Origin of the sequence: Klebsiella sp. MPUS7 (assembly GCF_009905335.1) — a bacterium.
Taxonomy (GTDB): domain Bacteria; phylum Pseudomonadota; class Gammaproteobacteria; order Enterobacterales; family Enterobacteriaceae; genus Klebsiella; species Klebsiella grimontii.
This window is the reverse complement of record NZ_CP047604.1, coordinates 1,424,408-1,447,085: the sequence shown is the minus strand read 5'-3', so window position 1 is coordinate 1,447,085 and position 22,678 is coordinate 1,424,408. Positions and strand designations below refer to the sequence as shown.

General features: G+C 60.1%; 22 protein-coding genes. 3 read left to right on the top strand and 19 right to left on the bottom strand.

From position 1 onward, the window contains the following. The first annotated feature begins 138 nt into the window (after positions 1-138). Positions 139-1,014, top strand: coding sequence for an N-acetylmuramoyl-L-alanine amidase AmiA (gene amiA / locus GUC22_RS06890; RefSeq protein WP_004870750.1), 876 nt, complete (start codon positions 139-141; stop codon positions 1,012-1,014). Then, a complete protein-coding gene (gene hemF, locus GUC22_RS06885) occupies positions 1,014-1,913 on the top strand; it encodes an oxygen-dependent coproporphyrinogen oxidase (protein ID WP_004870749.1) in 900 nt (299 codons plus the stop codon). Before amiA ends, hemF begins: the two co-directional genes overlap by 1 nt. A 133-nt stretch (positions 1,914-2,046) precedes the next feature. Here hemF and eutR read toward each other — a convergent pair whose 3' ends face one another. The 18 genes from eutR to maeB all read right to left on the bottom strand — a co-directional run bounded on the left by eutR (position 2,047) and on the right by maeB (position 19,329). Further along, complete coding sequence (gene eutR / locus GUC22_RS06880; protein ID WP_004870747.1) at positions 2,047-3,099, bottom strand: HTH-type transcriptional regulator EutR; 1,053 nt, start codon at positions 3,097-3,099, stop codon at positions 2,047-2,049. A 48-nt stretch (positions 3,100-3,147) separates the two neighbouring features. Beyond that, entirely contained in the window at positions 3,148-3,639 is a 492-nt protein-coding gene (gene eutK, locus GUC22_RS06875) for an ethanolamine utilization microcompartment protein EutK (protein WP_004870745.1), read from the bottom strand. 10 nt (positions 3,640-3,649) lie between these two features. Then, a complete protein-coding gene (eutL, locus tag GUC22_RS06870; protein WP_004123400.1) occupies positions 3,650-4,309 on the bottom strand; it encodes an ethanolamine utilization microcompartment protein EutL in 660 nt (219 codons plus the stop codon). Between the two features lie 9 nt (positions 4,310-4,318). After that, positions 4,319-5,212, bottom strand: coding sequence for an ethanolamine ammonia-lyase subunit EutC (gene eutC / locus GUC22_RS06865; RefSeq protein ID WP_160183882.1), 894 nt, complete (start codon positions 5,210-5,212; stop codon positions 4,319-4,321). Between the two features lie 20 nt (positions 5,213-5,232). Beyond that, positions 5,233-6,594 (bottom strand): ethanolamine ammonia-lyase subunit alpha, encoded by a 1,362-nt coding sequence (gene eutB / locus GUC22_RS06860; protein ID WP_004870740.1) that lies wholly within the window; start codon positions 6,592-6,594, stop codon positions 5,233-5,235. A gap of 11 nt (positions 6,595-6,605) precedes the next feature. Beyond that, positions 6,606-8,009, bottom strand: coding sequence for an ethanolamine ammonia-lyase reactivating factor EutA (eutA, locus tag GUC22_RS06855; RefSeq protein WP_160183442.1), 1,404 nt, complete (start codon positions 8,007-8,009; stop codon positions 6,606-6,608). Beyond that, positions 8,006-9,238, bottom strand: coding sequence for an ethanolamine utilization protein EutH (gene eutH, locus GUC22_RS06850; RefSeq protein ID WP_160183441.1), 1,233 nt, complete (start codon positions 9,236-9,238; stop codon positions 8,006-8,008). The genes eutA and eutH overlap by 4 nt, the downstream gene beginning before the upstream one ends. A gap of 170 nt (positions 9,239-9,408) precedes the next feature. After that, complete coding sequence (eutG, locus tag GUC22_RS06845; RefSeq protein ID WP_049088212.1) at positions 9,409-10,596, bottom strand: ethanolamine utilization ethanol dehydrogenase EutG; 1,188 nt, start codon at positions 10,594-10,596, stop codon at positions 9,409-9,411. Next, positions 10,586-11,425, bottom strand: a complete 840-nt coding sequence (gene eutJ, locus GUC22_RS06840; protein WP_024359320.1) for an ethanolamine utilization protein EutJ — start codon at positions 11,423-11,425, stop codon at positions 10,586-10,588. The genes eutG and eutJ overlap by 11 nt, the downstream gene beginning before the upstream one ends. A 10-nt stretch (positions 11,426-11,435) precedes the next feature. Next, positions 11,436-12,839 carry an aldehyde dehydrogenase family protein gene (locus GUC22_RS06835; protein ID WP_049088214.1) on the bottom strand — a complete coding sequence of 468 codons (1,404 nt, stop codon included), beginning with the start codon at positions 12,837-12,839 and terminating at the stop codon, positions 11,436-11,438. An 11-nt stretch (positions 12,840-12,850) separates the two neighbouring features. Then, complete coding sequence (eutN, locus tag GUC22_RS06830; RefSeq protein WP_004123418.1) at positions 12,851-13,138, bottom strand: ethanolamine utilization microcompartment protein EutN; 288 nt, start codon at positions 13,136-13,138, stop codon at positions 12,851-12,853. Between the two features lie 114 nt (positions 13,139-13,252). Beyond that, positions 13,253-13,543: an ethanolamine utilization microcompartment protein EutM gene (gene eutM, locus GUC22_RS06825; RefSeq protein ID WP_000387720.1), complete on the bottom strand. Its 291-nt coding sequence runs from the start codon at positions 13,541-13,543 to the stop codon at positions 13,253-13,255. 36 nt (positions 13,544-13,579) lie between these two features. Beyond that, positions 13,580-14,596, bottom strand: coding sequence for a phosphate acetyltransferase (gene pta, locus GUC22_RS06820; protein ID WP_160183440.1), 1,017 nt, complete (start codon positions 14,594-14,596; stop codon positions 13,580-13,582). Beyond that, the gene (gene eutT / locus GUC22_RS06815) at positions 14,593-15,396 is read right to left on the bottom strand and encodes an ethanolamine utilization cob(I)yrinic acid a,c-diamide adenosyltransferase EutT (protein ID WP_024359323.1); all 804 of its coding nucleotides are present in this window, start codon (positions 15,394-15,396) and stop codon (positions 14,593-14,595) included. The genes pta and eutT overlap by 4 nt, the downstream gene beginning before the upstream one ends. Beyond that, the gene (gene eutQ, locus GUC22_RS06810; protein WP_154925463.1) at positions 15,393-16,085 is read right to left on the bottom strand and encodes an ethanolamine utilization acetate kinase EutQ; all 693 of its coding nucleotides are present in this window, start codon (positions 16,083-16,085) and stop codon (positions 15,393-15,395) included. The genes eutT and eutQ overlap by 4 nt, the downstream gene beginning before the upstream one ends. Then, positions 16,063-16,542: an ethanolamine utilization acetate kinase EutP gene (eutP, locus tag GUC22_RS06805; protein ID WP_024359325.1), complete on the bottom strand. Its 480-nt coding sequence runs from the start codon at positions 16,540-16,542 to the stop codon at positions 16,063-16,065. The genes eutQ and eutP overlap by 23 nt, the downstream gene beginning before the upstream one ends. A gap of 12 nt (positions 16,543-16,554) precedes the next feature. Then, positions 16,555-16,890 carry an ethanolamine utilization microcompartment protein EutS gene (eutS, locus tag GUC22_RS06800; RefSeq protein ID WP_004123425.1) on the bottom strand — a complete coding sequence of 112 codons (336 nt, stop codon included), beginning with the start codon at positions 16,888-16,890 and terminating at the stop codon, positions 16,555-16,557. Between the two features lie 159 nt (positions 16,891-17,049). Then, positions 17,050-19,329: an NADP-dependent oxaloacetate-decarboxylating malate dehydrogenase gene (gene maeB / locus GUC22_RS06795; RefSeq protein ID WP_004136534.1), complete on the bottom strand. Its 2,280-nt coding sequence runs from the start codon at positions 19,327-19,329 to the stop codon at positions 17,050-17,052. 289 nt (positions 19,330-19,618) lie between these two features. On the opposite strand from maeB, the gene tkt reads away from it, so the two are divergent. After that, positions 19,619-21,613, top strand: coding sequence for a transketolase (gene tkt / locus GUC22_RS06790; protein ID WP_160183439.1), 1,995 nt, complete (start codon positions 19,619-19,621; stop codon positions 21,611-21,613). On the opposite strand, the gene GUC22_RS06785 is transcribed toward tkt, so the two are convergent. Further along, on the bottom strand, positions 21,582-22,649 hold the full coding sequence (locus tag GUC22_RS06785) for a DUF1176 domain-containing protein (RefSeq protein ID WP_154929679.1): 1,068 nt from the start codon (positions 22,647-22,649) through the stop codon (positions 21,582-21,584). The genes tkt and GUC22_RS06785 overlap by 32 nt on opposite strands. Positions 22,650-22,678 lie beyond the last annotated feature (29 nt).

The following is a 22,678-nucleotide window of genomic DNA, read 5'->3' as shown; positions in this document are numbered from 1 at the left end:
ATGAGCCGCAAAAAATGGCATAATATGACTTTGTCATGTATTGAAATGAAAAGTAAAACAATTCTTATTTTGAATGGTCGTATCAGAAAACACGATACGATATAACATTGGTTACCACTTGTTTGCAATTCAGGCCGAATGAGCACTTTTAAACCTTTAAAAATACTTGCTTCGCGCCGCCAGGTGCTGAAAGCCGGGCTGGCAGCAATCACGCTTTCAGGGATCGCCTCACAGGCCAGCGCGAAAGAACAACAGCCATTGAAGACATCCAATGGGCACAGCAAACCCGCAGCGAAGAAAAAAGGCGCCAAACGCGTCGTGATGCTCGACCCGGGCCATGGCGGTATCGACACCGGTGCTATCGGCCATAACGGTTCAAAAGAGAAGCACGTGGTGCTGGCGATCGCCAAAAACGTACGCAGCATCCTGCGCAGCAACGGTATCGATGCGCGCCTGACGCGCAGCGGCGACACCTTTATTCCGCTCTATGACCGCGTGGAGATCGCCCACCAGCACGGCGCCGATCTCTTTATGTCAATTCACGCTGACGGCTTCACCAACCCGAGCGCGGCCGGCGCCTCCGTTTTCGCCCTTTCCAACCGCGGCGCCAGTAGCGCCATGGCAAAATATCTCTCGGATCGAGAAAACCGGGCAGATGAAGTGGCCGGCAAGAAAACGACGGATAAAGACCATCTATTGCAGCAAGTGCTGTTCGACCTGGTACAAACTGATACCATTAAAAACAGCCTGACGCTCGGCTCGCATATCCTGAAAAAGATTAAGCCGGTGCATAAGCTGCACAGCCGCAATACCGAACAGGCGGCGTTCGTGGTGCTGAAATCGCCGTCGATTCCGTCGGTACTGGTGGAGACATCGTTTATTACCAATCCGAACGAAGAAAAACTGCTCGGCACCACCGCGTTCCGGCAGAAAATCGCCACGGCGATTGCCAACGGCATTATCAGCTATTTCCACTGGTTCGATAACCAGAAAGCCCACTCGAAGAGACGTTAATGAGACCCGATGCGCACCAGGTAAAAGCCTTCCTTCTTCAGCTCCAGGATGCTATCTGCCAACAGCTCAGCGCCGTTGACGGCGACGAATTTGTCGAAGATAGCTGGCGGCGGGAAGGCGGCGGCGGCGGGCGCAGCCGGGTGCTGCGCGATGGCGGGATCTTTGAGCAGGCTGGCGTGAATTTTTCGCACGTGCACGGCGATGCGATGCCGGCTTCCGCTACCGCTCACCGTCCTGAGCTGGCTGGCCGCAGCTTTGAAGCGATGGGCGTATCGCTGGTCGTGCATCCGCGCAGCCCCTATATCCCCACCAGCCATGCCAACGTGCGTTTCTTTATCGCGGAAAAACCGGGCGCCGATCCGGTATGGTGGTTCGGCGGCGGCTTCGATTTAACCCCCTACTACGGCTTTGAAGAAGATGCCGTTCACTGGCATCGTACCGCCCGCGATCTGTGCCAGCCCTTTGGCGAAGACGTTTATCCGCGTTATAAAAAGTGGTGCGATGACTACTTCTTTCTCAAACACCGTAACGAGCAGCGCGGCATCGGCGGCCTGTTTTTCGATGATTTGAATGCCCCCAGCTTCGACCATTGCTTCAACTTTATGCAGGCGGTGGGTAACGGCTATACCGAGGCGTATTTGCCGATTGTCGAGCGACGCAGGGAAATAGCCTGGGGTGAACGCGAGCGGGATTTTCAGCTCTACCGTCGCGGGCGCTACGTGGAGTTTAACCTGGTATGGGATCGCGGCACCCTGTTCGGCCTGCAAACTGGCGGCCGCACCGAATCCATCCTGATGTCGATGCCGCCGCTGGTACGCTGGGAATATAACTACCAGCCGGCAGCGGATAGCCCGGAAGCGGCGCTAGGCGAGTTCATTCAGGTGCGCGACTGGGTATAAAATTGCCTGATGGCGCGGTTCATAGGCCGGATAAGGGGTTTACGCCGCCATCCGGCGCTGTTTTTCCCGATGGCGCTACGCTTATCAGGCCTACGATAACGGCACGAAACGCCATCCGGTAAATCAATCGCCATCACGCCCACTGCCGCATCCGCTGATGCAGCGTCAGCGACGGTTTCTCGGCGAACAGCTGCTGATAATCGGTGGCGAACTGGCCCAAATGCCAGAATCCCCACTGCATTGCGGCATCCTTAACCGTGGCGCTCTGCGACCACGGGCTGATCAGCTCCCGGCGCACCGCGTTTAACCGTATACGCTTCAGCCACGCGTTCGGCCCTATTCCGAGAATCGCGTGAAACGCGTTTTGCAGCGTGCGGCGGCTAACGTACAGCTGATTACACAGGTCGAGAACGGTCAGCGGCTCCGACATATTCTCCAGTACATACTCCCGCGCCCGGGACAGCAGCCGCCGGTAGCTCTGATGGCTGATGCTCTCGGCGGTGACGATCGGTTGGGCCTCCTCCAGCATCGCCCCCATCGCCAGCAGCAGATTATCGCCCAACACTTTGCGCACCGCGGGCTGATGCAGGTTTTCCGGATTCTCGCTGAACGTCGCCAGCGCCTGCTGCACGAAGCCCCACAGCGCCGCTTTATGCTGCTCTTTAACTTCCAGCGCCGACTGGTTACGCAGCATATGCAGCACTCTTTCCGGGTGATGCAGGAAGCCCGCGTGGCGGGTAATCACGTCCTCTGAAATGACCACCCCAAGGATGGTGTAATCGTCCGGGGTACTGAGTTCGAACTCCGTGCCGCCGGGCCGGGTAGCGATTTCGGCGCTGCCGAGGCACTGCGAGCCAATAAATCCCTGCTCGCCGCGGGTGGCCGGAATACCGAACCAGAACGAGTTAGGCCACACCAGGCAGGACTGGCGCAGCGCCAGACCGGTATATTCACGAAAGACCTGAATATCATCGAGCAGGATTTCAGTAAATTCACCGTGGAATTTCCCCGGATGAAGCTGATCGTAAATCTGCTGCCAGGCGGTAATCGTCAGGGCATGTTCATAGACATCGGTGGTTCGCCGCTGGTGGACGTTGTCCACCTCGACCATCGGCGTTAGCTTAACGTCTTCGGGTAATGCTTCATGATAAAGATGGTGCAGGTTGACCGGTGTTTTCTTTTTCATGATCTTTTAAACCGGGAGCGTTTTCACGCTCCCGGCACCTCCGACAGGTTAATTTTTTAAGCGATAGCGGCTACTGCGTTTACGCAACGCTCCGGTAGAAAACAGCTGCTCCAGCGCCTTCCTGGCTTTCTCAAGCGACCAGTCGAAATGCGCGGCCACTTCCCCGGCCGTCATTCCCTGACGCGCCGACGCCAGCAGCGTCAGTAAGGGCGCGGAGGATTCCGCTTCCTCGGACCGCTCAGGCGGCTCGGGTGCTTTCGGCGGTCGTTGAAAGCCGCCGATCAGCCACTGGGTATCCTCTTCCGGGCGACCGATCTCCCGACGGCTAATAACGCGCCCCGTACGCTGCGCCGCAGCGCTGCCGGCATCCAACGCCGCCCGGCATGCCGCCAGGTCGCCTTCCACCACCAGCGTCAGCCTGCCGGGGTCGAGGACCTCATGGCTGAGCAGCCGCACGTTGGCCGCCTTCAGCATCGCATCCGCCGCGTCAACGGCGGCGACCATACCGTCCACTTCCAGTAATCCCAGGGCGTTGATCATCGCTTCCCCCTTACGCGCGCTGGATTGGATGACGGGCAATATCCAGAACGGCATCGGTAAAGGCATTGCAGGCGGCTTTACAGGCGGCCTGACTACCCGTCAAAAACGCGGCGGAATAGTTGGTTTCCGACGGCGGCGGCACGTAGGTCACCAGTTGAACGTCGGCCGATTTCATTGCCGCATCGATGCCGAAGGTCGCCTCCAGCGGCGGCGCTACCAGGTAAGCGATCGGATCGCCCAGCGCGATACCGGAGGTAGACGAGAGATAAGAGCCGGTTCGCGACACCACGTGCGCCAGAAACGCCGTATCTTCGGCATCGTTGGCCCACTGGAACGCAGCCCCATTTTCGATATGCGCCACCATCGCATCCAGACCGGCGCGAACTTCCGCCGGGTTCGGGCCGCCCAGCATAATCAGCACTTCACCTGCGGTTGGCGAAGGACCGTGAGCCGCGCCGGCGTAGAGCGAGCGGCCATATACCACTTCGACCATCGCCTGTTTTGTCGCTTCGTCAGCGGCAATATAAGTCACATCATCTGAATCCGCCGTGATGAGTCCGAGGCTACGTATATGCGGCGGTAATTTAAGCTCGCGGGCAAAGCCGTCATTCACTGAAGCAATCACGCGCATGGCCGTCACCGAAGGGCGAATTAAATCTAATGCAGGCATGATGCCTCCTTACCGAGTCATGTTGATGCCGGAAGCCTTCTGCTCCAGCATGCGTTTGGCCAAATCGACGATCACCGCGGCGGCTTCTACCGGCGGCGTGCCGCCCTGGTGGATATTTGAAATACAGGTCCGGTCCGCTTCGACGGTGGTGGCCACGCGCGGCGAATAAACGGCGTAACAGGAGAGGCTTTCCGACTGCCCCAGCCCCGGACGTTCGCCCACCAGCAGGATCACCACTTTCGCGCCGAGGATTTCGCCAATCTGATCTTCAATTTTGACCCGCCCGTAGCGGACGAAGAACGGCGTACCGACCTTCAGCCCGGCCTGCTTCAGCCCCGACAGCAGCGGCGGCAGGATCTCTTCATAGTTGACGGTGATCGCGTCGGTAGAGAGGCCATCGGACACCACCACCTGAACGTCAGGATTCGCCACACACTGCGCCTTCAGCGCCTCAATCGCCTCCGGACTCAGCCGACGGCCCATATCCGGGCGCGTCAGGTAGAGGTTTTTGTCGCTAATTTCGGAGCGTACCTCCAGCAATCCCTGGGTTTTCACCCACTCTTCCGGAACCTCTTTCAGCACCGTATCCTTGGAGCGCGAGTGGTCGGCGAGAAAGCGCAGCAGCGCGAGGGTGCGCGGACGCGGGCCGGCGCGGCCGGTACACACGCGCGCCGCGGTGCTGCGCTTCAGTTCGGCCAGCACTTCCGCGCGATGCGGCTGCTGCACGCCAATCCAGCCTTTCGCCTCCGGCGAACCTAAATCCAGCGTGCAGCTCTCCGCCGCCACCTCACACTGGCTGGCGCATTTCGCCACCGTCGCCTCAAGCGCTTGCGTAGCCGTTTGCGGTTGTCCCATTGACGCCATCACGCTACGTACAATTTCTTCAATCTGCTTTTGATCCATCATATGTCATCCCCGCGTCATCAAAAGAACAGTGACGGATCGCCCGCCCGTTTGGTCAGACGACCGTTTGCCATAATGCCCATGGTTTCCAGCCAGCGTTCGAACTCCGGCGACGGCCGTAAATTCAGCAGCTGACGGACGGTGGCGGTATCGTGAAACGCGGTGGTCTGATAGTTGAGCATGATGTCGTCGCCGAGCGGCATGCCCATGATGTAGTTGCAGCCGGCGGTGGCGAGCAGAATCATCAGGTTTTCATTGAGGTTCTGGTCGGCGTCGGCATGGTTGGTGTAGCAGCAGTCGCAGCCCATCGAGATGCCGCTCAGCTTGCCCATAAAGTGGTCTTCCAGACCGGCGCGAATAATCTGCCGATCGTTATAGAGATATTCCGGCCCGATAAAGCCCACCACGGTATTGACGAGGAACGGATCGTAGTGCCGCGCCAGGCCGTAGTTACGCGCCTCCATCGTCACCTGATCGGCGCCGAAGTTGGCACCAGCCGACAGCGCCGAGCCCTGCCCGGTTTCAAAGTACAGGCAGTTCTCCCCGGCGATACGGTTGAACTCGGCGCCGACCGCCCGCGCCTCATCGAGCATCGCCAGCTCCACGCCAAACTCTTTTAGCCCCTTTTCGCTGCCGCAGATGCTCTGGAAGATCAGGCCGCCCGGGGCGCCGCGGCGAATGGCTTCAATCTGAGTGGTGACGTGCGCCAGCACGCAGCCCTGGGTGGGGATATTAAATTTATCGATAACGCCGTAAACGGTATCGAGGACGCGGGTCAGGTTCTCCACGTCATCGGTCACCGGGTTAACGCCGATCACCGCATCGCCCGCACCGAAGGACAGCCCTTCGTAGATTTGCGCGGCAATGCTCTGCACGTCGTCACGAGTGTCGTTTGGCTGTAAACGGCAGCTAAAGGTGCCCGGCAGGCCGATGGTGGTGTTGGCTTTTTTAATCACCGGCATTTTCTTCGCGCCGTAGATCAGGTCGGCGTTGGAGCAAACCTTCGCCACCGCCGCCACCACTTCCGAGGTCAGCCCTTTGCGCACAAACGCAATATCGTCGCTGGTGACTTCATCGTTGAGTACGTATTCGCGCAGGTCGCTGATGGTCCAGTTTTTAATCCGCTGATAGGCGGTTTCGTTGACGTCGTCCTGGATCAGGCGCGTCACGCAATCCTCTTCATACGGAATCACCGGGTTGTTACGAATATCGGCGACCGTCATATCGGAGAGCACCTGCTTCGCCGCCACGCGCTGCTGCGAACTTTCCGCCGCCACGCCCGCCAGCACATCCCCCGAACGCAATTCGTTGGCTTTAGCCAGCACCTCTTTTACATCCTTAAACTGATAAACATTGCCGAACAATGTGGTCTTTAGTTTCATAAGTCGTTCCCTCAGGAAGGAAATGCGAGTGATTTCACCGTCACCGGCACAACCGATCCGCCAAAAAGAGGCGTACCAATGTCGATATAGTCCCCCGCCCGGACGCTCACCTCATCGATGACCGCCAGCGGGAGTTGTTGTAATTGCGGGCGCAGCAGCATGCCCAGCGCTTTGCCAAAGTCCTGCTCCGCCACCACCAGCAGTGGATGCGGATTGGGAAAGCGCGCGACAAAAGCCAGTAGCGCGTCAATCACCACCAGCAGGGTGGCGTAGCGCACCGGTAGCGATGCGGGAAGCGCCAGCACGTAAGCATCCGTTTTAGGATCCAGATCGAGCTGCATCAGCGCCTGCTGCCAGGCGCTCAGCAGATCGGCGTCATCAAGCGGGATCGCCACCGGCAGGTTGCGCAGCGGTAGCTGAACCCCCTCCAGCCAGATGGTGCTACCAGAGAGCGAAAGCGTGTGCGCGCCGGCGCCAATCACCGTGGCGCGCACGGTTTGCGCCGGGAACTGCACGTTCATCTCACGCAGGCACGGATGCTCGTGCAGCGCCGTGGCCAGCAGCGGTCCAATGTCAGAAAAACAGAACGGGTCGGCGGGCTGGTGGCGATAGCACTCGCCCACTCCACCGGAAAGGGTAATCACCTCAGGCTTAACGCCTGCGGGCAGCAGGCCGGTTTGCATCAGCCGTTGCGCCAGCGGGGAGAGCGCGCCGTCGATGACTTCGACGATCAGCTCCGCCATCCGCCGCGCCACCTGGGTAAGCTGCCCGGCGCTCAGCGAGCGGGCGCAGGTTCCGGGGCCGAAAACCGCATCGGCAATCATCTGTCCAGGCTGATGCGCGTGGACCACGCGCCCCTGGCCGTCGGTCTCCAGCAGGCGACCGCCGACGTTGAGGCAGGCGGTGCCGCTGACTTTGCCGGCGTCAAACAGGGCATAGTTTGACGTGCCGCCGCCGATATCGATGTTGAGAACCCGGCACAGGCGCTGTGCCGACAGGGCTTGCGCCCCGGCGCCGTGACCGGCAATCACCGACTCCAGGTGCGGCCCGGCGCTGGCCACCACGAAATCGCCCAGCGACTGCGAGAGCGCCATCACCGCCGGCCTGGCGTTACGGGTTTTCGCGCTTTCGCCGGTAATAATGATCGCCCCGGAATCCACCGATTCGGGGGCAATGCCGGCGGCCTGATACTGCGCCAGAATCAGCGTCTTGAGTTCGGCCTCCTTCAGACCGCCCTGCTTATCGACAGGCGTGAAGAAGACCGGGCTTTGCCAGCTAATTTCGCGTTTGATGAATTCGTAGCGCGGCACCTGCGACACCGCCGCACGGTTAACCAGCTCAAGGCGGGAGAAGATCACCTGAGTGGTGGTGGTGCCGATATCGATACCTACGCTCAGCAGCTGGCGAGTTTTCACGATTGCGCCTCCGCTTCGGTTTTCGCTGCCGCGGGTACGTTTTCATCTTTTGGCACCAGCAGCATCGCCACGCCGATAGCGGTGACGCCGCCGATCAGCTTGCCGACGATCATCGGGAAGATCATGGCGTTCATGTTAGCGGCGGCGAAGCCCAGGTGGTCGCCCAGCGCGAATGCGGCGGAGACGGAGAACGCGCAGTTGATCACTTTGCCGCGGGTATCCATCTGCTTCATCATGCCGAACATCGGGATGTTGTTAGCCAGCGTCGCCACCATGCCGCCGGCAGCCATATTATTGATTTTCAGCAGATTACCGACGCGCATCAGCGGCTTTTCAAACCAGCGAGTCAGCAGCAACACCATCGGGTAAGCGCCGAGCAGCACGCAGGAGATCGAACCAATAACTTCGATAGCGCGCATCACCTCGCCGGGCTGGTCGCCGGGAGCCATAAAGATCGGGTCAAGCCCTGGGATCAGATCCCAGCCAAGCAGGAACTTGATGACCGCCGCCGCCAGGCCGATGGTGATCAGCGCCACCAGAAATTTGGCGAAGATCTGGAAGCCGTTGATCATTTTTTCCGGAATAAACTTCAGCCCCAGCGCGACCAGCACCGCGACGATAAGCACCGGGATCATATTCATCAGGATCAGCGCGAAGGTGAACTCTACCGGCTGTCCGTTAATCTCCACGCCGGAGTACATGGCCACCAGACCGCCGGCGATACAGCCGATCGGAATCGTGACGATCCCGGCCAGCACACCCAGCGCCAGGTAGCGGCGATCGGAGGGTTCGATGATGCCGAGCGCGACCGGAATGGAGAACACCAGCGTCGGCCCCATCATCGCCCCGAGGATCAGGCCGGAATAGAGCCACGCCGCCACGTCACCGCCCGCCAGCTCTTTGGCGAGGAAGAAGCCGCCCATATCGCAGGCCAGCAGCGTTCCGGCGAACATCGACGGGTTGGCGCCGAGCATTTCATACAGCGGAATAATCACCGGACCGAGCAGGTGCGCCAGTACCGGCGCCAGCGCGGTCATCCCGACCATCGCCAGGCCCAGCGCGCCCATCGCCATAAAGCCCTCTTCGAACTGGCCGCCGGATCCCTCGATGCTTTTGCCAAACTTGCCGAGAAAGCGCGCCGAACCGCCAAACTGCGACAGGATCCTGTCCACGGCGGCAATCAGCATAAAGAACATCATGATGTAAATGATGATTTCGTTAATTCCCATAGCCTTTACTCCCTGTCATTTAAGATTTGTATTAACACTCTGCGGTCTTCCCCCGGGGGCGGCGCAAAGCGCCTTGCCCGGGCTACCGGTTCAGCGCGGCTTGCCAGGCTTGTAGCCCGGACAGATGCGCAGCATCGCCTCCGGGAAAATTCGCCGGTGTTAAGGCCGCATTAGTGCGCCGCCGCGTACAGATCGATAATCTGCTCCCGGGTGGCGGTGCGTGGATTGGCGCGCAGACAAATGTCTTCCTGCGCCGCCTGCGCCCATGCGCTGAAATGTTCGGGCTTCGCCCCGGCATCAGAGAGTCGTTTGCTCAGGCCGACTTCAGCGATCAGCGCCTCAACGGCGGCGATTGCCTCGTGGTCATCGGTTTTTTTAGCGATGAGCGCCCGGCCGATTTGCCTGAACCGCTCGCGGCATACCATGCGGTTAAACGCCATCACCGTTGGCAGCAGCATGGCGTTAGCCTGCCCGTGTGGAATATGCAGCGCCGCGCCGGGCTGATGCGCCATCGCATGGCATAAGCCCAGACCGGCGCTGGAAAAAGCCATTCCCGCCATGCAGGAAGCCAGCAGCATACTTTCGCGGGCGCCGAGGTCGTGGCCGTAACCCACGGCTTTCGGCAGCGCCTGGCCGATCATCGCTATCGCGCCAAGCGCCAGACTATCGGTGAAGGGCGTCGCGTTGAGCGCGCTGTACGCCTCAACGGCGTGGGTCAGCGCGTCTATCCCGGTCATCGCCGTCACCTGGGGCGGAACGCCTTCGGTCAGGGCGGCGTCGAGAATCGCCACGTCCGGCATGAGCGAGGCGTGGGCCAGCACCTGCTTGCGCCCGCTGACCGCATCAATGATCACCGTCACGTTGGTGGTTTCTGAGCCGGTTCCGGCGGTGGTCGGCACCGCAATCAGCGGCAGACGCGGGCGCAGTACGCTGCTTTCCGTCATCTCACTTAGCGTCTGCTCTGGGTTGGTGACCAACAGCGCCACCGCTTTCGCCGCGTCCAGCACCGAACCGCCGCCAAAGGCCACCACGCCGTCGCACTTCGCTTCGCGCAGCTGCGCCACTGCCGCGCAGACGTCGGTAACGCACGGCTCCCCTGGCGGACAGGGCCAGACGGTCATGGCCACGCCTTTCACCGCCAGGCTGCGCGCAAGCCCCGCGGTCAGTCCCGCCTGATGCAGGAAGCTGTCGACCATCACAAACAGATGGTTTACGCCTCGCGCTTGCGCTTCCTGGCCACAGGCGCTGAGCGCGCCGAGGCCGCACAGCGTCACCGGCGGCACGCTGAAGGTTTTCACCCGCTGCAAATTCAGGGTGTCGAATGCCTGAAAGAGCGCCGTCTGCAGTTCAGCTTGCATTGATTCCCTCCGCTTTCTCTCTCCCGCTGCTGGCTATCGCCAGCGGGGTCATAAACAGGCTGTGCTGCGGTAAATGCACCTGTAATTCCGGGAAGCGCTTACGAAACAGCGCATCCACGCCCGGCTGCATGCAGGAGCCGCCCGCCAGCCACAAATCGGCTATTCCCTGACCGTCAATATGACGAGCGACGATCTCCGCCATCTTTTCGTACACCGGCTTCACCACCGGCCAAATCTCCTGCGCGTTGCTGCGCTTGTACTGCTCCGCCTCTTCCAGCGGGATGCGGCGGTTACCGGCAAGGGTCAAGGAGATATGGTGGCCGCCGGTCGCTTCATCGGCGGAGTAGGTCACCTTGCCGCGCTTCACGATGGCGATCCCGGTGGTGCCGCCGCCGATATCCACCACGCCGGCGTTATCGAGCTGCAGCAGGTCCGCCACCGCGGTCGGTTCATCGAGTACGTGACTCACCTCTAACCCTGCGGACTCCAGCACGTTGATCGAAATACGCGGGTCGGTGCCCGGCGGAAATGAGGTCGCCGCATGAGTGAAGCGGCAGCCAAGCTGCCGTTCCAGCGCGTCGAGATGGCGGCGCACGATGGTGACGGCGCCGAAGAAATCCCAGACGATGCCGTCGCGCACCACGTCCGCCCAGTCGAGGCACACCGCAACCGGCTGCCCGTCGCCGTCGACCACCATCGACACCACATCGCAGGTGCCTAAATCCACGCCCAGCCACAGCGGCGAACCGCTGAGCGCAGGCGTCTGGTTACACAGGACCGCCGCTTTTTGCAGCCGGGGCGTGAGCCAACGTTGTTCGTCGTGTGCCATCGGTCATCCCTTATACAATTCGGAAGGCGTCTACCAGCACGCAGCGGCGCAGACGGACAAAGGTGCGCGCGCTGGTCACCCCCTCCCCGGTTGGCGTGGTGATGGTCATGGTGGTCCAGCCCTCCCCGCCCAGGCCGAGTCCGGCGATGCACGGCCCGTTTTTGACGAAAATGCTGGTATCAATGGCGTTCGCCATCTGGTTCATGTTGTCGATATTGCGCGAGTGCATCGCCGCCGTATGGTGGCAGCCGCCTTCCAGCTGAACCGCCAGCGCGATGGCTTCGTCGACGTTGGCCACCCGTACCACCGGGAGCACCGGCATCATCAGTTCGGTGACGGCAAACGGATGGCTGGCCGGGGTTTCAACGAACAGCAGACGCGTCTGCGGCGGAACGTTCAGGCCGATGGCTGCGGCAATCTTGCCGGCGTCGCGGCCAACCCAGTCGCGGCTGACGGTGCCTTTGCCGCGCTCGTCGATATTTTTGAGCAGCACCGGCTGAAGCTGCTCGGCCTGAGCGGCGGTGAGCTTCACCGCCTGCTGGCCTTCCATCAGGCGCATCAATTCGTCGGCAACGCTATCGACAACAATCAGCACCTTTTCGTCGGCGCAGATGATGTTGTTATCAAACGAGGCGCCTTTGACGATGGACTGCGCGGCGCGCGCCAGGTCGGCGGTTTCGTCGACCACCACCGGCGGGTTACCGGCCCCGGCGGCGATCAGACGTTTATTGGTATGTTTTCGCGCGGACTCCACCACGGCTTCGCCGCCGGTGACCACCAGCAGACCAATGCCGGGGTACTTAAACAGCCGCTGGGCCGTTTCAATATCCGGGTTCGCCACGGTGACCAGCAGATTGGCCGGGCCGCCCGCGGCAATCACCGCCTGGTTGAGCAGCATAATCGCCCGCTGAGAGACCTTTTTCGCCGCCGGATGCGGGGCGAACACCACGCTGTTGCCCGCGGCAATCAGGCTGATGGCGTTATTAATCACCGTCGCCGCCGGGTTGGTGGATGGGGTGACCGAGGCCACCACGCCCCACGGCGCGTTTTCAATCAGCGTCAGGCCGTTATCGCCGGTCAGCACCTGCGGAGAGAGGCACTCCACGCCCGGCGTACCACGCGCCTGCGCCACGTTTTTGGCAAATTTATCCTCCACCCGGCCCATGCCGGTTTCGCTCACCGCCAGCTCCGCTAATTCCCTGGCGTATTTTTCGCCCGCCTCGCGAATGGCGTGAATCGCCAGCTGACGCATCGCCACGCTTTTCAGCCCCTGCTGAGCCACTTTTGCTGCCGCGACGGCGTCATCAAGGGAGGCGAAGACGCCCATTTCATGAACGGTGCTGTCCGGCTTGCTGCTGTCCGTCATTTTCAGCAGTACCGCTTTCACCACCTGTTCAATATCCTGTTGATTCATGATGTTCAGTCCTATTTATGGAAAATCACCTGACCGCCGGCCACCGCTTCATCGACGATACCGATGACGCACAAATCGACAGGAGACGCCTCGCTGCGGTGCGCCTGTCGCGCCGAGCTGCCGCTCACCAGCAGTACCCATTCCCCAGCCCCCGCGCCGATGCTATCGGTGGCGACGGCGCACTGCCCGTCAGGCTTCCCTGCGGCATCAATCATCTCCACCATCAGCAGCTTGTCGTGCGCCAGCCCCTGATGGCGGACGGTGCAGACAATGTGTCCCGTGACGACTGCCAGTTTCATACCCGCCTCCCTGGATTACGTGGTGAGTCGTAGGCCTGATAAGCGCAGCGCCATCAGGCAATAGCGCGCGTTAATGCCGGATAGCGGCGCTTGCGCGGCTTATCCGGCCGTGAGTCAAATGTTGCTGTCGCCTTTGAAACTGATGGGGAACACCTCTTCCAGATCGCCATGCGGGCGCGGAATAACGTGCACTGAGACCAGCTCGCCAATGCGCTGCGCCGCCGCGGCACCCGCATCCGTCGCCGCTTTGCACGCCGCCACATCGCCGCGCACCATCGCGGTCACCAGACCGCCGCCAATCTGCTTCACGCCAACCAGCTTCACGCGCGCGGCTTTTACCATCGCGTCAGAGGCCTCAATCAGCGCAACCAGGCCCCGGGTTTCAATCATTCCTAATGCTTCCATTGTGTTTTCCTCTCATGGGGTCCAGAACGGGACCGTTTATACAACCCGTGTTTGCGAGCGGTTTACCCGGCTCGCGTCAGTCTGGCGCGGCACCGCTGCCACTAACGCCAGTTCGATAATTTCCTGCACGCTACAGCCTCGGGAGAGGTCGTGAAGCGGCGCGGCAAGTCCCTGAATCAGCGGCCCGACCGCGCGGTAGCCGCCCAGGCGCTGGGCGATTTTGTAGCCAATGTTGCCCGCCTCCAGCGAGGGAAAAACCATCACGTTGGCCCGGCCCTGTAGCGGACTGGCGGGCGCTTTTTGCGCGGCGACCTCCGGAACGAAGGCGGCGTCAAACTGCAGTTCGCCATCAACCATCAGCTGCGGGGCGCGCTGGCGTACGATCCCGGTGGCCTGCTGTACGTTGGCGACGTTGGGATGACGGGCGCTGCCGTTGCTGGAAAACGACAGCATCGCCACGCGCGGCTCTTCGCCGGTGATGGCCTGCCATGTTTCCGCGCTGGCGATGGCGATATCCGCCAGCTGCGCCGCCGTCGGCTGCGGCACCACGCTGCAGTCGGCGAACCCTAATGCCGGTCCGGCGTACTGCGGAAGCATCAGAAAAATCGACGACAGCGTTTTGCAGCCAGGCTGAAGGCCAATAATGCGTAATCCGGCACGCAGCACGTTCGCCGTCGAGGAGAGATTGCCGGCAATACACACGTCGGCCTGACCGGCGCCGACCATGGCGGCGGCGAACATCAGCGGGTCGTTGAGTTTTTCCTCGGCGTCCGGCGGCGTTTTTTGCCCGGCGCGGTCCAGCCAGCGCCGGGCAAACGCTGCGCGTATTTGCCGGTTGCTGAGCGGGTCGACGATCTGCATACCGTCCATCGGCAGGCGATGGTTGAGGGCGAACTGGCGCAGGGCAAAAGGGCTGGCGATCAAAATCGGCTTTGCCAGCCCCTGCTGCTGGAGGTAGTGCGCCGCTTTGAGGACGCGAATATCCAGCGCGTCCGCAAACACCACCCGGGCGGGTGAACGCAAAGCGAGCTGACGGGCGCGTTCAATAATCATTGCTCCCCTCCCAGACGCTGTTGGATTTGGCTGACGGTCAGCGGATGTTTCGCCACGCTTAAAATCATCATCACGTAGACGGTGCTGGAGAGGCGGTTCAGCGCCTGCAGAAGGTCCGGGCGCAATACCTCAAAACTGCGGGTAATAAAGACCTGCGCGGCGACCGTTTCCGTTTCACGAATTTTGCAGCGCAGCAGATTGAGCAGCGCGGCATCGCGGCCGTGGCTGGCTTCCGGCACCAGATGATCGTGGTCGAGATAGCGCAGCGGCTGGTGGGAAAGCCGGTGCAGCGCATCCTCGTTCAGCCCGACGATGGACTGCGCCGCCAGCGGTTCATCCAGGGCGTCGGCGCGCATAATGTTGCCGAGGCGCGAGCGGATATCCGCCAGCCACGGCTGCCAGGGCTCCGCCAGTTCGATTTGCAGCCAGACTGCCAGGGCGATAGTGGCGTCGAGGGCGGCGCGAAAGCCCAGCCGCGGGTCGCTTTTGGCGACCATTTTTTCCGCCGTCAGGTGGGTCAGGGTGTCCGGCTTTTTCTTCACCGGCTGGCGGCACAGTTCGCAACAGGCCTGCGGGTGCGTGTCGCTGCTGGTCAAACCGTGTACCGGCTGCGGCTGCTGCGCGTCGTCATCAACGAACAGGCTGCCCTGCTCGTCGATAAACTTGATGCGCAGACGGCGGCTTTCCAGCAGCTCCCGGGCCGATGGCGTCAGGCGGGCGTCGGCGGGCAGATGAATTTCTGCCCCTTCGCTGAGCGTATGATTCGCTCTGAGCCAGGCTTCGGTGATGAAATCTTTCATAGCGATTGCCAGTTCGCAGGCCAGGCGACGTACAGGAAGCGCACCGTCGACGGCGTGCCGAATTCAATGCTGGAGCCTTTCGGGATAAACATCACGTCTCCGGCTTTGGCCACCATGGTTTCGCCTTCATGGCGCACGTGGAGTTCGCCCTCCAGCACCATATCGACCTCGTCATAGTTCAGCGTCCACGGGAAAAAGGCGTTTTCCCACTGCATAAACCCGGCGGCCATGCTGCTGCCGTCCTGCTCGGTAATTAAATCCGTCAGGCCGACCCGGTGCGGCTCCGCGCCGTCGAAGCCGCCGAACTTCACGCTGCCGCCGTCAATAACCTTCACGCCGCCTTTACCGGTAACCGCCTTAAAGCTGGGCTGCATCGCGTCCATCCCCAGCGACTGCTTCTCCTTCATCACTTTTTCCATTAGCTGCGCCACCAGGCTTTCGGTAAACTGCCCTTCCGGCAGCTGCGCGATAATGGTTTCGCGAATGCGCTGGCTTTCGGTTTTATCCTCTGCCGCCGGTGCCGCCGGCTCTGGCGCAGATTCATCGCACTCCCGGATGGCGACGCCCAGCAGCTCCGCGACTTCGCGGGCTTCCGGGGTGATGATGCTGGCGCGCAGCACAACCGATATTTCCGCTTCGCCTCGTGCGTGGGCCGCACGAATATCGTTAGCTGTGATAAGTTTCTTCACCTGCCCCTTCCTCCTTTTGGCTGAGCTCACTCAGGTAATTCACCAGATGCTTTACGCTTTGCGGATCGTGACCGTTGAGTTCGAAAATCGGTTCCTGAAACCCCATCTCGTACAGCAGTTGCCGCACCGCGGCGACGTCGGCGTCCGGCACGTCCGTTTTGCTAATCGCGGCGATGTGTCGTTTATTCGCGCCAATATCCAGTAGCCCAGCGGGTAAGCGACTTTCGGTATCGTTGGCCGCGTGGACATAAATCAGCGTATCGACATCCTGCAGCGTGGTAATTAATGCGTGGTACCAGCGCGGATGGCTGAAATATTCTCCCGGGGTGTCGATATCGCCTTCTTCATTAAATTCCACGGCCTGCGTTTTTCTCGCGAGGGAATAATTTCCCTGCAGCGCATTAAATAGCGTTGTTTTTCCCGCGCCCACCGTACCGACAAATGCAATACGTTTCATCGCCGCACCTAATTAGCTTTTGGTTAACTCGCAGAGGGTATAATTTAATAATCGACCGAGCCCGCTTACCGTCTGTAGCAGCGCCTCTTCTACCGCGCCGACCGAGCCGTAGATCACCAGCGCGCCGCTAAACCGGTCGAGAAAACCGATATGCACATCGGCGGCCTTCATCGCTAAATCACCGGCGATCATCGCGGTTTCTCCAGGGGTTAAGGTCATAATGCCGATAGCGCCAGATTCGGGAACGCCGATCTTTTTCGCCAGTTCTGCCCCCGGATGCGCGATCAGATGCGCCAGCGTCACCTGCTTACCGGGTACAAATTCCTGAATGATGCGTTCTTTATCCATGGCTCACCGCTCCGCTAAAACTTGCGCTTATCGTGACAAGTTTCCGCGGGAGTAAATAACAAAATTCGGCAAGTTGATTTGAAAGGTGAGATAGATCACTTATAAACAGAAATAAAAAAGCGCGGGAGAATTCCCGCGCCTGAAATAATTAAATGAAAATTACAGTGGCTGAGTTTGCGCTTCGACAACGGCCAGCGCGACCATATTTACGATACGCCGTACCGAAGCAATTGGCGTCAGAATATGCACCGGCTTCGCGACGCCCATCAGCACCGGTCCGACGGTGACGCCTTCGGAGCTGGAGACGCGAAGTAAGTTGTAACTAATACGCGCCGCTTCCATATTCGGCATCACCAGAATATTAGCCGAGCCTTTCAGCGGGCTATCCGGCATCCGCTCATTACGAATGCTTTCCACCAGCGCGGCATCACCGTGCATTTCGCCATCGATCATCAGCTCCGGCGCCTGCGCCTTCACCAGCTCCAGCGCCTGGCGCATTTTGCTGGCGGACGGGCAGTCCGAGGAGCCAAAGTTCGAGTGCGACAGCAGCGCCACCCGCGGTTCAATACCGAAACGACGAACGGTTTCCGCCGCCATCAGGGTGATTTCGGCAATTTGCTCCGGCGACGGATCGTGATTGACATAGGTGTCGGCGATAAAGGTATTGCCGCTCGGCAGCAGCAGCGCGTTCATCGCCCCGGCCGCATGAACCCCTTCGCGGTAGCCGAACAGCGGCTGTATGACGCTGTAATGCTCGTGATAGTCACCGATGGTGCCGCAGATCATCGCATCGGCTTCGCCGCGCTGCACCATGATCGCGCCGATCACCGTGGTATTGCTGATCACCGCCCGCTGCGCCTGCTCCTGAGTGATCCCGCGGCGCTTCATCAGGCTGTAATATTCGTTCCAGTACTCTTTAAAGCGCGGGTCGGATTCGTTATTCACGATCTCAAAGTCAACCCCGGCTTTAATCTGCAGCCCTAGCTTCTGGATTCGCATCTCAATGACGCCCGGGCGACCGATTAAAATCGGTTTCGCCAGCCCAAGAGAGACCAGTTCCTGGGTCGCGTGCAGGACGCGGGAATCTTCCCCTTCCGCCAGCACTACCCGCTTCGGCTCTTTACGCGCCTGAGAGAAAATCGGCTTCATAAACAGGTTCGTTTTGTAGACGAACTCGCTGAGCTTCTCGATGTAGGCGTCAAAATCGGCGATCGGGCGGGTCGCCACGCCGGAGTCCATCGCCGCTTTCGCCACTGCCGGGGCGATCTTAACGATCAGCCGCGGGTCGAACGGTTTCGGAATGATATATTCTGCGCCGAAGCTCAGGTCCTGATCGCCGTAGGCAGAGGCCACCACTTCGCTCTGTTCGGCGTGCGCCAGCTCGGCAATCGCGTGTACTGCCGCCAGCTTCATCTCTTCGTTAATCGCCGTTGCGCCGACGTCCAGCGCCCCGCGGAAGATGAACGGGAAGCACAGAACGTTGTTTACCTGGTTCGGATAGTCAGAACGTCCGGTACAGATAATGGCGTCGGAGCGTACCTCCTTCGCCAGCGGCGGCAGAATCTCCGGCTCCGGGTTGGCCAGCGCCAGAATCATCGGCGCGCGGGCCATTTTTTTCACCATCTCCGGAGTCAGCACTTTCGGGCCTGAGCAGCCAAGGAAAATGTCCGCCCCGTCAATCACGTCATCCAGCGTGCGTTTGCCGCTGTCTTCTACCGCATAGGCCGCCTTCGTCTCCGCCATATTCGGCTCACGGCCCTTATAGATAACGCCTTTCGAGTCGCAGACCACAATGTTGTGTTTCTGCATTCCCAGCGCCACCAGCAGGTTCATACAGGCGATCGCCGCCGCGCCCGCGCCGGAGACCACCATCCGCACGTCGGAAATGTTTTTCTCCACCACCCGCAGCCCGTTGAGAATCGCCGCGGTACTGATAATCGCCGTCCCGTGCTGATCGTCATGGAAGACCGGAATATTCATGCGCTCGCGCAGCTTTTGCTCGATGTAGAAGCACTCCGGCGCTTTGATATCTTCGAGGTTGATACCGCCGAAGGTCGGCTCCAGCGCCGCAACGACGTTGATAAATTTGTCCGGGTCCAGCTCATCGACTTCAATATCGAACACATCGATGCCGGCGAACTTTTTAAACAGAACGCCTTTGCCTTCCATCACCGGCTTACCGGCCAGCGCGCCGATATTGCCCAGCCCCAGTACGGCCGTGCCGTTGGAGACCACCGCGACGAGGTTGCCGCGCGCGGTATATTTATAGGCTGCCAGCGGGTCCTTCTCGATTTCCAGACAGGGCGCGGCAACGCCCGGCGAGTAGGCCAGGGCCAGATCGCGTTGGGTAGCCAGCGGTTTTGTCGGGGAGACCTGGATTTTTCCGGGGACCGGGAATTCGTGGAAATCAAGGGCGCTTTGTTTTAACTGCTCATCCATTTTATCGTTCCTTTCACGTATCGATCGTAGGGGGTGAAGCGTAATGGCCTACCTGGTGTTCACCCTAAAGGGTCACCTAGTATCTCGCCTGACGGCTTCGTAAACTTTGAACACCGCCAAACTCTCGCCATAACAAAGTTATATTTGTTATCGATTTATAATGTTTATGTAACTTAGTTTCAGAAGCAATGATAGCCCCGTCTGCTATGCTTTTTAGTTATGCAACTCATCATCCTCTCTATCCTAAACCAATAAAAACTCATACAACCTATTGTTTCAGGAGCACATTATGTCCCGTAGAGAACTCGCTAACGCCATCCGCGCCCTGAGTATGGATGCAGTCCAGAAAGCCAACTCCGGCCACCCCGGCGCGCCGATGGGCATGGCCGATATCGCAGAGGTGCTGTGGAACGATTTCCTTAAGCACAATCCTGAAAACCCGCAATGGTACGATCGCGACCGCTTTATTCTCTCCAACGGCCACGCGTCGATGCTGCTCTACAGCCTGCTGCATCTGACGGGCTATGATTTGCCCATCGAAGAGATAAAAAACTTCCGTCAGCTGCATTCCAAAACGCCGGGCCACCCGGAAATCGGCTATACCCCGGGGGTTGAAACCACCACCGGGCCGCTGGGGCAAGGGCTGGCGAACGCGGTGGGGCTGGCTATCGCCGAGCGCACGCTGGCGGCGCAGTTTAATCAGCCAGACCATGAGATCGTCGACCACTTTACCTACGTGTTTATGGGCGATGGCTGTCTGATGGAGGGGATTTCTCACGAAGTCTGCTCTCTGGCGGGTACGCTAGGACTGGGCAAGCTTATCGGCTTCTACGACCACAACGGCATTTCCATTGATGGCGAAACCAAAGGCTGGTTTACCGATGACACGGCAAAACGCTTTGAGGCCTATCACTGGCATGTGGTGCATGAAATTGACGGCCACGATCCCGAAGCCGTGAAGAAAGCGATTCTGGAAGCCCAGAGCGTGAAGGACAAACCCTCGCTAATTATCTGCCGTACGGTGATAGGCTTTGGTTCACCGAATAAAGCCGGCAAAGAAGAGGCTCACGGCGCCGCGCTGGGAGAACAGGAAGTAGCGCTGGCGCGCCAGCAGTTGGGCTGGCATCACCCGGCGTTTGAGATCCCAAAAGAGATTTACCGGGCCTGGGACGCGCGTGAAAAGGGACAAAAAGCGCAGAAAAGCTGGGAGGAGAAGTTTGCCGCCTATCAGCAGGCCCATCCTCAGCTGGCAGCGGAGTTTACGCGGCGTATGAGCGGCGGACTGCCTGAGTCGTGGGATGAAACGACGCGGAAATATATCGCTGAACTGCAGGCCAATCCGGCGAAAATCGCCACTCGTAAGGCTTCGCAAAATGCCCTCGATGCCTACGGCCCACATCTACCGGAACTGTTGGGCGGCTCCGCGGATCTCGCGCCGAGTAACCTGACCATCTGGAAAGGTTCGACTTCGCTGAAAGACGATCCGGCGGGTAACTATATTCACTACGGCGTACGTGAATTCGGGATGACGGCCATCGCCAACGGCATCGCCCACCACGGCGGGTTTGTATCTTATACCGCCACCTTCCTGATGTTCGTCGAATATGCCCGCAACGCGGCGCGTATGGCGGCACTGATGAAAGCGCGGCAAATAATGGTCTATACCCACGACTCCATCGGTCTCGGCGAAGACGGCCCGACGCACCAGGCGGTAGAACAGCTGGCCAGCCTGCGCCTGACGCCAAACTTCAGCACCTGGCGACCGTGCGATCAGGTCGAGGCCGCGGTGGCGTGGAAACTGGCGGTAGAGCGTCATAGCGGGCCGACGGCGCTGATCCTCTCCCGGCAAAATCTGACCCAGATGGCGCGCACGCCGGAGCAGGTACAGAATATCGCCCGCGGCGGCTACGTACTGAAGGACGCCGGCGGCAAGCCGGACCTGATCCTGATAGCCACCGGTTCAGAGGTCGAGATCACCGTTCTGGCCGCGGAGAAGCTGCTGGCCAAAGGGGTGAACGTGCGCGTAGTCTCCCTGCCATCGACCGACGTGTTTGATGCCCAGGATGAAGCCTATCGGGAGTCCGTGCTGCCATCGGACGTCAGCGCCCGCGTCGCCGTGGAGGCCGGGATCGCCGACTACTGGTATAAATATGTGGGACTAAAAGGAAAAATTGTCGGCATGACCGGCTACGGTGAATCGGCCCCGGCCGATAAGCTCTTTCCTTACTTCGGCTTTACCGTTGAGCATATCGTCAGCGTAGGGGACGAGGTACAGAACGGGTAACCCATAGCGTGGGCCAGGCGTCTGGCCCCTGCCAGTTATCACACTGCGGCTGCTGCGCGTAGCGTACCAGGCTAAAGCGCTGGCCGTCATAGCGCCAGCGCGTTTGCGTCCCGCAGTCGCCGGGCGCGCGCCCTTTATCCAGCGTCACCAGCTCCTGGCGTCGATCGTCGTAGCGGGCGTTCACCAGCTCGACGTCACGCGGCACATCGCCGGGCGGCTGGAAAGGCAGCGTGAGCCGTAGCGGATGAGCAATATACGGTTGCTGACGCGACACCAGCCAGGCCAGCCAAATCGTGTTGTAGGCGCCCGCTTCGCAGCTGGTCATCAGCAAAACCTTATCGTCGGTTAGCGCGGCAACCCGCACCTCGCGGCGAAACGGATCCAGCGAACAGGCGCTGCTGTTCATGCGCTCGTTGCCGTAATCCATTAAATCGTTAAGTTCATCGCGGCTGAGGGGCGATTGCACGACGTCGATTCTCGCTACCGACCGCAGCGCCGGCGCAGGCGGAACGCTGAGCGGCGGCTCTTCCCCCTTCCCCACCCACGCGGTTTCGCTCCCCACGCGCTTTTGCCGGTTATCGATAAACAGCAGAGCGGCTTTCAGCCCCTGTAGAGAGATACTCTGTAGGCCATTTTCAAGCGTCATCGTCTGCGCGTCCTGCACCTGCTGCAGGAAAGCATCAATGGTGACGCTATCGTCGGTTTTAAGCAGTTTGTCGGCGATCTGCCAATGTTTATCGCCCAGGGACAGGGGTTTACCATCGAGGCGAAGGCGCGGCGCAATGGGCGCCAGCGCCGCGACCGGGTTGCCCACGCCGCCGAGCTCAATACGCAGGCTGGCGCTGGTGGCCGCCCCGGCGCTGCGGGTGAGGGTCATGACCAGGCCGTGATGCAGCCCGACGTTGCGGGCCACGCAGAAGTTCTGATTGTTGCAGGTTACCTGCCAGTCATTGAAGAGCTGTTGCGCCGGCGCCGCCCGCACCAGCGACGTCGGCAGTAAACCGAAAAGCAGAAATAAAATAACCCGATGCAACATGAGCGGCACAACCCCGGAGAAAACGCCAT